The sequence below is a fragment of the Pseudoduganella umbonata genome (assembly GCF_014192225.1).
GTDB lineage: Bacteria > Pseudomonadota > Gammaproteobacteria > Burkholderiales > Burkholderiaceae_D > Rugamonas > Rugamonas umbonata.
Map to the genome: position 1 here is coordinate 1 of NZ_JACHXS010000003.1, position 15,005 is coordinate 15,005.

General features: G+C 66.1%; 12 protein-coding genes. 4 read left to right on the forward strand and 8 right to left on the reverse strand.

Annotated features, from left to right (window positions below; translation table 11 throughout):
* Positions 1-102: 102 nt before the first annotated feature.
* Positions 103-1,401, reverse strand: a complete 1,299-nt coding sequence (locus FHS02_RS08875) for a sugar MFS transporter (RefSeq protein WP_137313091.1) — start codon at positions 1,399-1,401, stop codon at positions 103-105.
* A 271-nt stretch (positions 1,402-1,672) separates the two neighbouring features.
* Here FHS02_RS08875 and FHS02_RS08880 point away from each other — a divergent pair, with 271 nt between their 5' ends.
* Positions 1,673-4,348 carry a bifunctional diguanylate cyclase/phosphodiesterase gene (locus FHS02_RS08880; RefSeq protein WP_137313092.1) on the forward strand — a complete coding sequence of 892 codons (2,676 nt, stop codon included), beginning with the start codon at positions 1,673-1,675 and terminating at the stop codon, positions 4,346-4,348.
* 106 nt (positions 4,349-4,454) lie between these two features.
* On the opposite strand, the gene FHS02_RS08885 is transcribed toward FHS02_RS08880, so the two are convergent.
* The 3 genes from FHS02_RS08885 to FHS02_RS08895 form a co-directional block, all read right to left on the reverse strand.
* A complete protein-coding gene (locus FHS02_RS08885) occupies positions 4,455-5,291 on the reverse strand; it encodes a ferritin-like domain-containing protein (protein WP_137313093.1) in 837 nt (278 codons plus the stop codon).
* A gap of 58 nt (positions 5,292-5,349) precedes the next feature.
* Positions 5,350-6,741 carry a PQQ-dependent sugar dehydrogenase gene (locus FHS02_RS08890; protein ID WP_137313094.1) on the reverse strand — a complete coding sequence of 464 codons (1,392 nt, stop codon included), beginning with the start codon at positions 6,739-6,741 and terminating at the stop codon, positions 5,350-5,352.
* A gap of 243 nt (positions 6,742-6,984) precedes the next feature.
* On the reverse strand, positions 6,985-7,365 hold the full coding sequence (locus tag FHS02_RS08895) for a KGG domain-containing protein (RefSeq protein ID WP_137313095.1): 381 nt from the start codon (positions 7,363-7,365) through the stop codon (positions 6,985-6,987).
* Positions 7,366-7,806: 441 nt separating this feature from the next.
* On the opposite strand from FHS02_RS08895, the gene FHS02_RS08900 reads away from it, so the two are divergent.
* Together FHS02_RS08900 and FHS02_RS08905 are read left to right on the forward strand one after the other, a co-directional pair.
* Positions 7,807-7,959: a hypothetical protein gene (locus FHS02_RS08900; protein ID WP_175424742.1), complete on the forward strand. Its 153-nt coding sequence runs from the start codon at positions 7,807-7,809 to the stop codon at positions 7,957-7,959.
* 249 nt (positions 7,960-8,208) lie between these two features.
* Positions 8,209-8,355 (forward strand): hypothetical protein, encoded by a 147-nt coding sequence (locus tag FHS02_RS08905; protein ID WP_175424743.1) that lies wholly within the window; start codon positions 8,209-8,211, stop codon positions 8,353-8,355.
* 63 nt (positions 8,356-8,418) lie between these two features.
* Here FHS02_RS08905 and FHS02_RS08910 read toward each other — a convergent pair whose 3' ends face one another.
* The 4 genes from FHS02_RS08910 to FHS02_RS08925 form a co-directional block, all read right to left on the reverse strand.
* Positions 8,419-8,634, reverse strand: a complete 216-nt coding sequence (locus FHS02_RS08910; protein WP_137313096.1) for a hypothetical protein — start codon at positions 8,632-8,634, stop codon at positions 8,419-8,421.
* Between the two features lie 245 nt (positions 8,635-8,879).
* On the reverse strand, positions 8,880-9,242 hold the full coding sequence (locus tag FHS02_RS08915; RefSeq protein WP_137313097.1) for a hypothetical protein: 363 nt from the start codon (positions 9,240-9,242) through the stop codon (positions 8,880-8,882).
* A gap of 214 nt (positions 9,243-9,456) precedes the next feature.
* Positions 9,457-10,230 carry a nuclear transport factor 2 family protein gene (locus FHS02_RS08920; protein ID WP_175424744.1) on the reverse strand — a complete coding sequence of 258 codons (774 nt, stop codon included), beginning with the start codon at positions 10,228-10,230 and terminating at the stop codon, positions 9,457-9,459.
* 193 nt (positions 10,231-10,423) lie between these two features.
* On the reverse strand, positions 10,424-11,827 hold the full coding sequence (locus FHS02_RS08925; RefSeq protein ID WP_260115642.1) for an LLM class flavin-dependent oxidoreductase: 1,404 nt from the start codon (positions 11,825-11,827) through the stop codon (positions 10,424-10,426).
* Between the two features lie 375 nt (positions 11,828-12,202).
* Between FHS02_RS08925 and galB the strand changes: the two genes are divergently transcribed.
* Positions 12,203-14,950 carry a beta-galactosidase GalB gene (galB, locus tag FHS02_RS08930; protein WP_229422554.1) on the forward strand — a complete coding sequence of 916 codons (2,748 nt, stop codon included), beginning with the start codon at positions 12,203-12,205 and terminating at the stop codon, positions 14,948-14,950.
* Positions 14,951-15,005: the final 55 nt, after the last annotated feature.

The following is a 15,005-nucleotide window of genomic DNA, read 5'->3' on the forward strand; positions in this document are numbered from 1 at the left end:
CACCCATACGGCCTCCTGATATACATGAAGTATCTCAACAGGAGATCAGACAGCAGTTCCGGGGAGAAGTTCCCTCAGCTAAAGCGAACAGCGCCTTTCTCATTACACCTGCGTATCCGGGAACGCGTTGGTCGGCTTGGCGCCCCAGGCGGCGTAGAACAGGATGTACAGCTCGCAGACGACGGTCAGCAGGAACGACATCTGCAAACCGTACATGTCGGCCAGCCAGCCCTGCACGACGACCAGCGCGCCGCCGGCGATCGCCATGATCAGCAGGCCGGCGCCCTCTTCCGTCAGCGGGCCGAGGCCGCGGATGCCCAGCGTGAAGATGGTCGGGAACATCACCGAGTGGAACAGGCCGACGGCGATCAGCGCCCACATCGCCGTGGCGCCGGAAGCAAAGGTGGCGACCAGCATCACGACGAATGCGCCGATGGCGGCGCCGGCCAGCACGCGCTCGGCCGAGATCGAACGCATCAGCACGCTGCCGACGAAACGGCCCACCATCATGCCGCCCCACAGCAGGAACAGGTAATGCGAGGCGCGCTCGTGCGTCACGTTGCCGATGTCCGGCTGCGACACGAAGTTGATGAACAGGTTGGCCACGCCGATCTCGGCGATCAGGTAGATGAAGATAGCCGGAATGCCGAACACCAGGTTGCGGTGTTTCCACAGGGAATGTGCACCGCGCTCGTCCTTGGAGACGCGGCGCGACGTCATCGCCGGCAGCGGATAGCGCGCGATGATGACGGCCAGCAACACCAGCACGGCCGCCACGATCAGGTACGGCAGCTGCACGGCCTGCGCATCGGCCAGGCGCTCGGCCTGGGTCAGCACCTGGCCCGCCTCGGCGGTGCCGCTGGTGGAGCGGCCCAGGATCAGGTAGCCGCCGAACAGCGGCGCGAACATGGTGCCCAGCGAGTTGAAGGCCTGCACCAGGTTCAGGCGCGACGATGCCGTCTGCGGCGGCCCCACCACGGCCACGTAGGGATTGGCCGCCACCTGCAGCAGCGTGATGCCGCAGGCGATGACGAACAGCGCGACCAGCGTCACCGCATACGACGGCAGCCGCGCGGCCGGGATCATGCCCAGCGCGCCGGCGGCCATGATGCACAGGCCGACCACCATCGCCTTCTTGTAGCCGACCCGCTCGATCAGCCGCGCCGACGGGATCGACGCCACGAAATAGGCGATGAACCAGACGGATTCGATCAGCGTCGTCTGCGTATAGCTGAGTTCGAACACGCTGCGCAGGTGCGGCAGCAGCGTATTGTTGATGACGGTGATGAAACCCCAGATGAAGAAGAGGCTTGCGAGCAGCGAGAGCGCCGACTTGTAGCTGGCGGGCGATGACGCCTCGCCGGCGAGCGTCGCGCCTGCGGAATGGATTGGGCCGGCCACGAAGGATCCTTTTGTCGGAAGAAAAAAGGCTTATCGTAGGGCGTGTCTTGCCGGATGACCAATGCTTTAAATGATGGCCGCTATATCAATTCATGATATCAATTCATGATCGATCCAGGACATCCCGATCATACCGGTCGGTTTGCCCGCCCACGGTGGCGGCTACTGTTGCGTTCCGACCGGTGCGTGGCGGTGTGGCGAGGCCGACAGGAGTATCCTGCTGCCATGACGCCAGCCTGTGCTGCCGGCGCTCATCGAATCCGGACTCGACATGCCATTCAGGTTCGCCAGCCTGCGCCCCCCTCCGTTCGCGGCCTTGCGCCCCTACCTGGTGTTCATCCTCCTCTGGCCCGTGGCCGGGCTGCTGATCGCCGGTGCCTCATGGCTGTTCCTGCTCAACAACTTCAGCCGCGAGCGGGCAGCCGTCGAGCGCCAGGTGCTGTCCGCCACGCAGAAGATCGCCCAGGACGGCGCGGCGCAGAGCCGGGCGAACCTGGGCATGATCGACCAGGTGCTGACGATGATCCGCGTGCAGTGGCAGGCACTCGATGGCGCGATGAAGCTGGACCAGTTCGGCAAGATGCTGGACCCGTCCGGCGCGCCGCTGCGCATCACCGTGTTCGGCCGCGAAGGGCAGCTGCGGATGACCAATGCCAACGGCCTGTGGTCCGCCGGCGACCTGGCCCAGGTCATGGAACTGCCGTTTTTTGCTTCTCAGCAATTGCGCGCGGCGGACGACATGTTCATCGGCATGCCGCTGCTCGATGAAGCACGGTCGCGCTACACGGTGCGCTTTTCCCGCAAGCTGCTCGACGGCGAGGGCGAGTTCGCCGGCGTGGCCGTGATCTCGATCGATCCGGACAACCTGATCGCCGATTACGACGATGGCCGCCTCGGCACCCATGGCTTCCTGGCCGCGGTGGGCAGCGACGGCACGGTGCGGGCCTTCAAGCTGGGCGAAGCGTTCCGGCGCATCCAGCTGCTGCCGCCGCCGCTGCAACAGGCGCTCACCAACACCAGCGGCAACGCCTACATCCACGGCGCCGAGTTCGGCGACGGCGTCGGCCGCTATGTGGGCTGGCAGGCGGTCGAAGGCTTCCCGCTGATGGTGCTGGCCGGGGCCGACCAGCCGCATGCGCTGGCACTGCTGCGCGAACGCGAGCGCGCTTCGCGCCAGACGGCCGTCGGTGCCTCGGTCGCGCTGCTCATCTTCGTGCTGGTGGGCATGGCGCTGTCCGGCCGGCTGGCCCTGCAGCGCTACCGGCTGACGGTCGCGCAGGATGCCTACCGCAATGCCACCGAGGCCAGTACCGAGGGGTTCTTCATTACCGCGCCGGTCTATGGCGAAGGCGGCGAGATCGTCGACTATGTGACGGTCGACTGCAACGAACAGGGCGCGGCCATGTCGTACAGCACGCGCGAGGAACTGATCGGCAGGCGGGTCTCGACGCTGTCGCGCGAGCTCCCGGTGGAGTCGGCCACCGCGCTGCTGGCGCAGGCGATGGCGCAGGGCAGCGCCGAAGGCGACATCGAATCCGACTTCAGTGGCAAGGCTTCGTGCGTGCGCGTGAAAGTGCGGCGCTCGGGCGACGTGCTGGCCGTGACCTTGCGTGACGTGACGCTGGAACGGGCCCACCTGTCTAACCTGGAACGCAAGAATTTCGAGGATGCGCTGACCGGGCTGCCGAACCGCGCCTGGGTCGGCAAGTGCCTGCCGGAGGCGGTGGCAAGGGCGAAAGCCGGCGGCAGGCTGCTGGCGGTGCTGTTCATCGACCTGGATGGCTTCAAGGCCGTCAACGATACCTTCGGCCACGCCGCCGGCGACGAATTGCTGCAGATCGTGGCGCGGCGCGTGAAAGTGGCGGTACGCCCGGGCGACCATGTGGCGCGGCTGGGCGGCGACGAATTCATCGTGATCCTGGAACAGCTGAACGGCACCGCCGAGGCGGCGCAGGTGGCGGCACGCGTGCTGCAGGCGTTCCACGCCGGTATCGCGATCGGCGCCGGTACCGCGTGCGTGGGCGCATCGGTCGGCATCAGCATGTGCCCCGGCGATGCGCACGACGTCGACACGCTGCTGCGCCACGCCGACATCGCCATGTACGAAGTGAAAACCAGCGGCAAGAACGGCTACCAGTTCTTCGACCCGGCCTTCTATGGCGCGATGCGCCAGCGCAAGCAGCGCGAACGCGAACTGCAGGCCGCCATAGTGGAAAACCAGTTCGTGATGCATTACCAGGTGCGGGTGGACGCGGCGACGCAGCGGGTGGTCAGCCTGGAAGCGCTGGTGCGCTGGAACCACCCCGTCGCCGGCCTGCTGTACCCGGACGAATTCATTCCGCTGGCCGAGGAAACCGGCATGATCGTGCAGCTGGGCGAGCTGGTGGTGGACACTGTGTGTGCGCAGATCGCCGCGTGGGGACGCGAGGGCTGCGCGCCGGTGCCGGTGTCGATCAATGTGTCGAGCCGCCAGTTCAACGAGCGCGACATGCACGCGCTGTTCCTGCAGTCGCTGGAACGGCACGGCATCCCGCCCGAACGCGTGGAGATCGAGCTGACCGAATCGACGATGATCCGCGACCCCGAGCGCACCTCCGAGCGCCTGCAGGCGATGCATGCGCTGGGCATCCGGCTGCTGGTCGACGATTTCGGCACCGGCTACTCGTCGCTGTCGATGCTGCAGCAGCTCGATTTCGACCTGCTGAAGGTCGACAAGTCGTTTACGCACCGCCTGGGCCACGACGGACAGGGCGAGATCCTGTTCACCGCCATCATCACGATGGCCCATGCGCTGGGCATGAAGGTGGTGGCCGAAGGCGTCGAGCGCCCCGAGCAGGCCGACGTGCTGGCGCGGCTGCAGTGCGACGAGCTGCAGGGCTATTACATCGCGTCGCCGCTCGATGCGGTGGGCGTGCAGGGAGAGATCCGGCGGCGGCAGGCGGCGTAAAGGGGTGGCTTGAAGCGGGGGTGGCTTGAAGCGGGGGTGGCTTGAAGCGGGAGTGGCTGAAGCGGGGGCGGCTTGAGTCGGCCAATGCGCCCGGACAGCCCGGATCTCAGCCGTTCGACGGCGCGGCGGGCAGCTGGCCGATGGCTGCGAAGCGCGCCAGCTCCTCTTCCGTAAACCCGGCCAGGCGCCGCGCCTCCAGGTTGAACGGGCCTTTCAGCACCGGTGCCCGGTACTTCTCCACCAGCTCGTCGTAGGTGCCGTAGGGTTCCAGCCCCTGCCCTTCGCATAGCCAGCGGTACCAGCGGTTGCCGATCTCCACGTGGCCCACTTCGTCGCGCAGGATGATGTCGAGGATTTCCGCCGCCGCCAGGTCGCCCGCCTGCGCCAGCTTGGCGCGCATCGGCGGCACGGCGTCCAGGCCGCGCGCTTCCAGCGTGCGCGGCACGAGGGCCATCCGGGCGGTGACGTCGCCACGCGTCTTGTGCACCATTTCCCACAGGCTGTCGTGGCCGGGAAAATCGCCGTATGCATGGCCCAGCGTGGCCAGGTGCGCGGCCAGCAGGCGGTAATGCGTGGATTCCTCGTCTGCCACGCGCAGCCAGTCCGCGTAGTACTGCGCCGGCATGCCGGGGAAGCGCCACAGTGCATCGAGCGCCAGGTTGACGGCGTTGAATTCGATGTGGGCCAGCGCGTGGATCAGCATCGCACGCCCTTCCCCGGTCGCCATCGAGCGGCGGCCGACACGCGACGGCGGTACCAGTTCCGGTTTCGCCGGCCGGCCCGGGATCGCCGCCGAATCGGCCAGCACGGCATGCGGATCGAGCGTGCACGCGCCGGCCGCCCAGGCGGCGGCCATGCGCGCTACTTCATCCGTTTTCGCGACCGGATCGGCATCGAGCAGGCAGCGCTGCGCCCAGGCGCGCAGTTCGGGGGATGACGCCATGTGAGACCTCGTGCAGATGCAAAAGGCCGCAGTGTAGCAAAGCGCCAGCCCTGCTGCGTCAACGGCGGGGTACCAGCTTCAGCACGACGCCGGCATTGCCGCGCGTGGAGCCGTCCGCGTTGCCCAGCACGTAGATTTCGCCAGCGGCATCCTGCGCCATCCCCAGCACGGGAATGCCGAGTGGGTCGCGAGGCGGCGCCAGCAGCTGCTCGACCTGGTTGCGCACGCCCAGCGTCAGCAGCTTGCCGGTGCCGTCGTCGCCGACGTAATCGGCGAACACGTACTGTCCGCGCAGTTGCGGAATGGCCTTGCCGTCATAGACGTAGCCGCCGATGACGGCGCGCCGCAGCGTCGGCTGGCCCGCGCCGTCCGCGTGATCGTATTCGGCCACCGGGTCGATCAGGCCGGCCGGGGCGCCGGGGCTCGCCTGGTACACGAAGCCGCCGCTGGTGCCGTTGGCATCGAACAGGAAACTGCCTTCCTTGACGCGCCAGCCATAGTTGCCGCCGGAAACGATGTGGTTGACTTCCTCGATCGCCCCCTGCCCCACGTCGCCGGCCCACAGGGTGCCCTCGGCATCGAACCCCATGCGGAACGGGTTGCGCAGCCCATAGGCGAAAATCTCGTCCGCGCCGTCCCGGTTCACGAACGGATTGTCGGCCGGGATGCCGTAGGCGCCGTTTGCAGCGTTGCTGCCCAGCGGATCGATGCGCAGGATCTTGCCCAGCACGTTGCCGGGTGCCAGGCTTTGCGCGTTGCCTTCCGGTGCGTGCCCGGTACCCTGGTCGTCGCCGGCGCCGCCATCGCCGAGCGAGATGTACAGCATGCGGTCCGGCCCGAACGCCAGTGCGCCGCCGTTGTGGTTGCCCTGCGGCTTGTCAATGCGCATCAGCACGCGCACGCTGGCCGGATCCACCACCGGATTGGCGCTGCCGGGATTGGCCACGCGCCATTCCGACACCACGCTGTGATTGACCGGCGCAGTGCCGGCGGGCAGCGTGGAGAAGTCCGCCTGCCCCTGCACGGGTTCGGACGTGAACAGGTAGAAGCGCCCGTTGCTGGCGTAATCGGGGTGGAACGCCAGTCCCAGCAGGCCCCGCTCGTCGTACATATTGAGGGGGACCAGGCGGCTGCTGACGTCGAGGAACAGCTTCGACACGCCTTTCGTCGCGAAGCCGCGGACCGGCGCTTTCAGTATCCTGCCGACCTGGTCGACGATGTACAGTTGGTTCGGCTCACCCGGCGCGACGGCACCCGCGACGGGCGACGTCAGGTTCGCCAGCAGCGGGCGCACCCCGATGGCGACGGCACTGGCCGGCAACGTGCCGGGAATCGGGTCGGCGAGCGGCGTGTTCTGCGCCACCGCCGCGGGGATGGCGACGGCAAAGGCAAGGAACGCTGCGGCAATGGCGCTTGCGGCGGGTAACGGGCGAATCGGTCTGCGGGTCATGGCGGTCTCCGTCGTGTCAGGGGTATGGATGAGCAGGTGTATGGCAGCGATGCCGGAAAATCATGCGCTACTATTGGTAGTCACACAAGCACGCATTGACTGCCGTGCGCGCAAAGTGTCGAGTTTTAGCCGCGCCATGCATTCGACCGATACGGCTGGTATTACCCGACAGTCACCAACGTTCCCGGACGCAAAAAAAAAGCCGCCCCGAGGGGCGGCTTCGACGGTGACCGGCCTTTCCGGTCAGCGGTCGTTCTTGTGGCTCTGGCGGCCGGCGGCGGCGTGCTGTTCCGGCGTACCGCCTCGCGTGCTGCCGCTGCCGCGGTTGCCCGACTGGCTGTTGCCGCCCGACGAGCTCTGGCGGTTGCCGTCGTTCTTGTGGCTCATCTGGCCGGCGCGGCGCGCCTCTTCCGACGTGAACTCGTGGGCATTGCCCGAGGCGTGGGCCGCGCGGCCGCCTTCGGAAGCAATTTCACGCTGGCGTTGCGGGTCCATCGACGCGAAGCCGCGGTTGCTGGTGCCGCTCTGGCTGTTTCCCTGGTTGCCCGACTGGCTGTTGCCGCGGTTTTGCGTGTGCTGGTTGTTGCCCTGCGGGTTGTTGTTGTTCGAACGATTGGCTGCCATGATGATCTCCTTAAATGTAAAGTTGAACATTGCACATCCATCATGCGACCTGGTAACGCCAAGTCGCTTGAAGGAGCCGCCATGGTAGGCCGGACCGGACTGTTTTTTTATAAGCCCTGCCCTAACGGGCGCGTAGGACTCTGCGCCATTGCCGGGTCGGACCGATCACTCAATGTTTGCAACAGATGATGCAAAGGCGCCGTGCATCGCCTGCCGCAGCGTGCGCAAGTGACATGCGCAGGTGACAGACACCGGTGTTCTGGAAATGTTTCTCAAAAACCGGTGTCTGTCACCGGTCTTCTGGAAATGTTTCAGCGGATTGGGCCCTGCACCGGTTATCCAGAAAGCTTATAGCCAACATCCGAAATCGAAATTGGCCTTATATCTTGGCTTTACGTACCATTCCTTCATCGCATAACGCAACGTCTACAGGGAACCGCCATGAACGCCACGATCGCCGCTACCGCCACCGCCACCGAACGCAAGAGCGGCTCCGCCATCTTCCGTGCAGCCAGCAATCTGTCGGCCTTCATCCGCAACGCCATCAAGCAGTACGGCGCGCCTTACCTGAACGGCCCGCTGCCGCCGCTGTAAATCACGGGATCCGCAATACCGGACAAGACCAGGGTGCCACCCTGGTCTTTTTTTCTTTTCAGAAAGTTATTGCACTGCAGAGAAATAAGCAAAACGAATATTTACCGCCTGAAACTGTGATGACTGGGTTGGTCGAGATATTCGAATTACTTATCACCGGCATGGGAAATCAAAATTGGCCATATATCTTTGGCGCGCGTAAGATTCAACCATCGCAAAAGCAAACGCCAACAAATTCAGGAGCTGACCATGACGACCACCACCGCACCGCGCTTTGAAGCCGCCACCGAAACCTCGGGCTTTGCCCGCCTGGTTGCATCCTTCCTGGCCGAAGTCCGCCGCGCCATCGAACTGGCTGGCGCACCGTACGTGAACGGCCCGCTGCCGCCGCTGTAATCACGGCCGCCGCAAATGAAAAGCCTCCGCAAGCGGAGGCTTTTTTGTTATGGGCGGCAACCGTCAGTGGGCATGCCGTGGCGCCCGTATCCGCACGGCCGGCGCCGGGAACTGTTTTGCTTCGACGGCAAAGCGGTCGCCATCGCGGCGGTTGTCCGGGGCCGTCAGCACCCGCGTGATCACATTGCGCGGCACGCCTTGTGCCGCCATGTACACCCAGGCGTTGGCCGCGCCGCGCTGGGCGTCGACCACCAGTCCCTGCCTGACCAGGGCTTCCATTTCACTGTTTCTTCTCAACTGTCGCTTCATCATTGCCGCTCCATCGGTTGGGATTCCACATCGACTGCCTCAGACGTTTGCCGCACGGTACGGGCAATGCCGGCGTCGGCCCCTATCGGGTTCCGGAACCGGGCGGTGCCGGGACTGATCGCTTGGGGACCGCTGGCATTGAAACGGGCACCGCCGAATGGAAAGTGAAACCGCGGTGCCAGGTGCATGGACAGGAAGGGATTCATTTGCGAGCCTTATGGGTGATTGAACTGCGCAAGAAACGGAATCGCGGGAGCCGCGGGATCTCCCCGCGTCGTGCCCGCTCCGGGACGGGCGCTGGTAGCGCTCGCCGCAGTGTATTCAACATGGTAGCGGCTGGGGGATAAAAAACTGTCATCGATTGTAACCACTGCCTTGCGGAAATGGCCGGGGCGCCGGCCCGGCACTGGATGCGCCGTGCCGGGCGGAACGATGCCGGGGCCGATTCCTGCCGCGGATGCCCTGGCCTGCCCGGCCATGGCGACGGCCAGTACGGGCGCGGCCTCGATGCCTGCCACGGCCACGGCGATGGATGCGGCCCGCACCGGCACGATGCCGGCGCACGACATGGCGAGCATGGCTGCGCCGGCGATCAATACGCTACGGCATGTTCGCTTGCCGGGCGGCCAGCGTGTCGTCGTGCTTGTCCGATGCACCTGCTGAACTCCAATTCGATAACTGCGACGTGAATGGTGTTGTAGAAGTTACCAAACCATGCGGCGTTGCACAAAGAATTAAAAGTGCCATCGATATGCGTGCGGAAGATATGGGCAGCAGGCGGTGCCCGGCGCCCTACAGGCGCTTGCCCTGGTCGACCGGCTGCCCGTTGGCGCGCACCACGTGGCCGGACACCTTGCCGTCCGGCCCGGCGTTGAACTCGACTTCGATCTGGCGTTCCTTCATGAAGAAAGTGTTGGCGCCCTTCGGGTACAGCGTGACGGCGCGCCCTTCGACTTCGACCGACAGGTTGCCGCCGTCGCGCTTGACGTCCAGCGACTTCTGCATGCCGGAGCTGTAGCTGCCGACAAAGCGGTCCAGCTCCGCGGCGGACAGTTCGATCGCCTGGCTGTCGTTGGGAATCGGCTTGTGGTCGTAGCTGATGACGCGCGAGATGGTCCAGCCCTTGTCCGCGCCGCGCAGCCACAGCGTCGAATACAGTGCCTGCCCGACCGGCGCAACCCGGCTGCCGACCGGCCCTTCGGCAAAGGCATGCTTACCGGTGACCAGCGCGCCATAGACGTCCGGCCCCCGGTTCAGCAGGAAGATCTGCACGTCCTTCTCCTGCGCGGAACGCGTGACCGCCACCGCGGGCCGCCTGCCGCAGATATTCTTGCGCACGCTGTCGGTCAGGGCGGCGCGGCCATTGGTCACGCCGCCCTGGTCGTGATAGAACTCCACGTTCTCGGCCGTCAGCTTGTCGAGCGCGGCATAATCGCAGTCGTTGTATGCCTTCCAGTAGGCGGCGTCGGCCGTCTTCACCTCGGCCAGCAGGCCGGGATTGGCGTGGGCCATGAGAGCGGGAGCGGTCAGGGCGATGGCGGCAAGCGAGCGGCGAACAAGGGACATGGCATTCCTGGGAATGATTGATGGAATACGGATAGTAACAACCCGGTGCATCCGACAGGCCTCGATTGCCGCTCAATTGCTTGAGCAAAAAGCCTTGCATGAAGGTAGCCACTGGCGTCATACGGGGACCCTGGCGGCTGTTCGATGTCCGCGGATCTTTCAGCAACAGAGGCGCTGTAATGAAAGGTGCCTGTCACCGGTGGCCGGAGCGCTGATGGCCATGCCGGAACTGCGCACCGTGGTGATTGCCGGGCAGGCGCGCGCGGCCGGCACCGAACAGTTTTTCGCGCAGCGTGCCTTCCTCGTACGCGGTCTTATACAGGCCGCGGCCTTGCAGTTCGGGGATCACCAGCTCGATGAAGTCGCGATAGCATTCGGGCGCCACGGTGCGGGTCAGGTTGAAGCCGTCGAGGTCCGTTTCGGCGACGATCCGTGCGATCTCGTCGGCCACCTGCGACGGCGTGCCGACGATCGGCGCCTGCTGCGAACCGAAGCGGCGCGCGTCGAGCAGCTTGCGGCGCGTGGTCCCCGGCGCGAATCCGCCGCCACGCGCTTCGCCGACCCGGCGCAGCCGGCCCGGGTACAGTGCTTCGAGCTTTTCGTCGGTGATCTCTTCGTCCAGGCCGAAGCGGTCCAGGTCCACGCCGGCGCCGCTGACGAAGTGCGCCAGCGCGCCCTCCGGGCTGGCGTAGGCGAGATATTCGTCGTACTTGTCCCGCGCCGCCCTTTCGTTGCTGTCGACCACAACGGTGAGGTAGGAAAACACCTTGACGTCGTCGCGTTCGCGGCCCGCTTCGACGGCTTCTCCGCGGATCGCGGCAACCATCTTCGCCAGCGCCGGGCGATCCTGGCCGCCGGTAAACACGCACTCGGCGTGGCGGCCGGCGAACGCGTTGCCCCGCTTCGACGCTCCCGCCTGGAACAGCACCGGCGTGCGCTGCGGCGACGGCTCGGTAAGGTTGTATACGTTGTCGACCTTGTAGAACGGGCCGTCGTGACGGATGCGGTGGATCTTCGCCGGATCGGCATAGATGCCGCGCACGCGGTCGTTGACGACGGCGTCGTCTTCCCAGCCGCCTTCGAGCAGCTTGTAGAAGGCATCCATGAAGTCGTCGCCGCGGTCGTAGCGGTCGTCGTGGTCGATCTGCTGCTTCAGGCCGACGCCGCGCGCCGCGCTGTCGAGGTAACCGGTGACGATGTTCCAGCCGACGCGGCCGCCGCTCAGGTGATCGAGCGTGGCGAAGCGGCGCGCGAACAGGTACGGATGCTCGTACGTCAGGTTGGCGGTGACGCCGAAGCCGAGGTGTTGCGTCGCCTGCGCCATCAGCGGTACCACATAGGCCGGGTCATTGACGGGCAACTGCACCGCCTCGCGCGCCGTCACGTCGATGCCGTCGCCGAGCACGTCATAGACGCCGACGATATCGGCCAGGAACACGGCGTCGAACAGGCCCTTCTCGAGCAGTTGCGCCAGCGCGATCCAGTATCCGGGCTTGCGGTAATCGACGGAATTGTCGCGCGGATGCTTCCACAGGCCATGGTGGATATGGCCTACGCAATTCATGTTGAACGCGTTCAGGCGTATCTGCTTCGTCAATCGCTGCTCCCCGGCTGGCTGCGGCCGGCCCCATGCCAGGCCGCGAGGCAGCGTAGCACCCGCCCCCCGCGAACGGGAACGAAGGATTTCGCAGTTGCAAATGCGGATCGTGTTCGATGACATCAGCCCCCAGGGACGGACCCGGTCGGCGGGAAAGTTTCCCGGAAAATGGGGTCCGTCCCCATTTTCCAGGAAACATTTGCCGGATTGACTCGCTAATGCAATCACTCTACACTCCGCACTGGTTGCGCTAACAAAACCAATGCCGGGGGAAGCGAAGAATGGCACCGGCGCCTCATAAAGACGGGAAACGGCGGCGTTGATACACGCTACCAAAGCCCATCGGACAGCGCAGCGAGATGACTTGGAGGATTCGTGAAGCATTCACCTGAGGGGCGGCCGCCGGCCGTCCGTTTGGCATGGCCGCTGCTGGCGGCACTCTGCATGGCCGCGCCGCCGGCCTTCGTCATGACGGCAACGGCGGCGCCGCTGCAAGGGGCCGATACGCAGTCGCCGCGCCAGCGCATGCCGTTCAATGACGGCTGGAAGTTCCACCTGGGCGACCCGGACGGCAACTCGGCGCCCTATCTGTACGACATCCGCCCGGAAGTGAAGGAAACGGCCGATGGCAAGGTGGCCGATGCGATGCCTGAGGAAGCGGCGCGCATCGCGCGCGGCAACGCGCCGCTGCTGAAACCGTGGATCCTCCCCACCGGCAATGCGTTCATCAAGGACCCGGCGAAGCGCTACACGCGGCCGGCCCATGAACCGGCCATCGACGCGCCGTTCGCGAAGGCGGGTTTCGACGACAGCGCATGGAACAGCGTGACGCTGCCGCATGACTGGGCCATCGCAGGGCCGTTCCTCGCCACCGGTCCGTACGGCGGCATGGGCCGCCTGAAGACGTGGGGCCCGGCGTGGTACCGCAACAAGATCACCGTCACAGGCGCGGACGCCGGCAAGCAGGTCTTCCTCGATATCGACGGGGCGATGGCGTATTCGTCGGTCTGGATCAACGGCAGGCTCGCCGGGGGCTGGCCCTACGGCTACAACTCGTTCCGCATCGACTTGACCAGCTACCTGAAGCCGGGCGACAACACGCTGGCGATCCGCCTCGACAACACCGGCGAGTCGGCGCGCTGGTACCCGGGCGCGGGCCTGTACCGCAACGTGTGGCTGACAAAAACCGCGCCGCTGCATGTGGGCCATTGGGGCGTGCAGGTGCGTACCCCGCAGGTGTCGAAGGAATCGGCGCAGGTGGCGTGGAATGTCACGCTGGACAATGCCGGCACCGCGCCGGCCGCCGCCGAAGTCACTACGCAGCTGTATGCGCTGGACGACAAGGGGCGCATCGCCGGCAAGGCGGTGGCCACCGTGGTGTCGCCAACGACCACCGTGCCTGCCGGGGGCAGCGCCACCGTTGCCGGCGACGCCCTCCTGAAGAATCCGCGCCTGTGGGGCCCGGTACCGACCCAGAAGCCGAACCGCTACACGGCGGTGACGACGGTGCGCCACGATGGCCGCGTGGTCGACCGCTACGAGACGCCGTTCGGCATCCGCTCGCTGCGCTTCGACGGCGTGAAGGGCATGTACGTCAACGGCGAGCACGTGCCGGTCCGCGGCGTGAACAACCACCACGACCTGGGCGCGCTGGGCGCCGCCTTCAATGTGCGCGCCGCCGAGCGCCAGCTGGAAATCATGCTGGAGATGGGCATCAACGCCGTGCGCATGAGCCACAACCCGCCGGACCCGCAGTTGCTGGAGCTGACCGACCGCATGGGCATCCTCGTGCAGAACGAGGTGTTCGACTCGTGGGAACGCAAGAAGACGCCGCTCGACTTCCACCTGATCTTCCCCGAATGGCACGAGCAGGACCTGCGTGCGATGCTGCGCCGCGACCGCAACCACCCGTCGATCGTGATGTGGAGCGTGGGCAATGAAGTGGGCGAGCAGTACACGGGCGAGCACGGCGCCGCCATCGGCCGCAAGCTGGTCGGCATCGTCCACGAGGAAGACCCCGATGGCCGCCCCGCCACCACGGCGATGAACTGGGCCAAGCCGGACATGCCGCTGCCGGCCACGATGGACGTGATCAGCCTGAATTACCAGGGCACCGGCATCCGCACGCTGCCCGGCCAGTTCCCGGCCTTCCACGAGAAGTTCCCCGGCAAGGCGATCCTGCATACGGAAAGCGCATCGGCCCTGTCGTCGCGCGGCGAGTACCAGTTCCCGGTGCCCGGCGCGCTGAGCGCCGCGGTGCGGCCCGGCGCCGGCGGCGATCCGAAGACGCAGCAGGTGTCGGCCTACGAACTGTTTGCGGCCGACTTCGGCAGCTCGGCCGACCGCGCATTCGCCTCGCTCGACCAGAACCCGTACACGGCCGGCGAATTCGTCTGGACCGGCTTCGACTACCTGGGCGAACCGACGCCATATTACGGCGCACGCAGCTCGTATTCCGGCATCGTCGACCTGGCCGGGTTCAAGAAGGACCGCTTCTACCTGTACCAGGCGCGCTGGCGCCCGGACCTGCCGATGGTGCACATCCTGCCGCACTGGACGTGGCCGGACCGCGTCGGCGAAGTCACGCCGGTGCACGTCTTCACGTCCGGCGACGAGGCCGAGCTGTTCGTCAACGGCAAGTCGCAGGGCCGGCTGAAGAAGGCGTCGTATGCGTACCGCCTGCGCTGGGATTTCGTGACGTACGAGCCGGGCAACATCGAAGTCGTCGCCTACCGGGAAGGCAAGGAGTGGGCCCGTTCGTCGGTGAAAACGGCCGGCGCGCCCGCCGCGCTGCAGGCCAGCGCCGACCGCGCCACCATTGCCGGCGACGGCAAGGACCTGTCGTTCATCACCGTGCGCGTGACCGACCGGGCCGGCCTGACGGCGCCGCGGGCGAACAACGCGGTGCGCTTCACGGTCGAAGGTCCCGGCGAGCTGGTGGCCACCGACAACGGCGACCCGACCAGCTTCGTGCCGTTCCCGTCGCCGCAACGGCCCGCGTTCAACGGCCTCGTGCTCGGCATCGTGCGCGCCAAGCCCGGCGCGAAGGGCCCGATCACGGTCCGCGTGGCGGCCGACGGCCTGCAGGCCGCCACGGTCGCGCTAAGGAGTACCGGCCGCTGAGTACCTGCAACTGAGCAGCTGCAACTGAGCACCTGCAACCGAGCACCTGCAACCG

Bases quoted from the DNA above. Each gene is read 5' to 3' on its own strand.
- FHS02_RS08900 (WP_175424742.1), top strand. From the start codon at position 7,807: ATGAACGCCACGATCGCCGCTACCGCCACCGCCACCGAACGCAAGAGC.
- FHS02_RS08905 (WP_175424743.1), top strand. From the start codon at position 8,209: ATGACGACCACCACCGCACCGCGCTTTGAAGCCGCCACCGAAACCTCG.
- FHS02_RS08885 (WP_137313093.1), bottom strand. From the start codon at position 5,291: ATGGCGTCATCCCCCGAACTGCGCGCCTGGGCGCAGCGCTGCCTGCTC.
- FHS02_RS08915 (WP_137313097.1), bottom strand. From the start codon at position 9,242: ATGCTCGCCATGTCGTGCGCCGGCATCGTGCCGGTGCGGGCCGCATCC.
- FHS02_RS08910 (WP_137313096.1), bottom strand. From the start codon at position 8,634: ATGGAAGCCCTGGTCAGGCAGGGACTGGTGGTCGACGCCCAGCGCGGC.
- FHS02_RS08895 (WP_137313095.1), bottom strand. From the start codon at position 7,365: ATGGCAGCCAATCGTTCGAACAACAACAACCCGCAGGGCAACAACCAG.
- FHS02_RS08890 (WP_137313094.1), bottom strand. From the start codon at position 6,741: ATGACCCGCAGACCGATTCGCCCGTTACCCGCCGCAAGCGCCATTGCC.
- FHS02_RS08920 (WP_175424744.1), bottom strand. From the start codon at position 10,230: ATGTCCCTTGTTCGCCGCTCGCTTGCCGCCATCGCCCTGACCGCTCCC.
- FHS02_RS08880 (WP_137313092.1), top strand. From the start codon at position 1,673: ATGCCATTCAGGTTCGCCAGCCTGCGCCCCCCTCCGTTCGCGGCCTTG.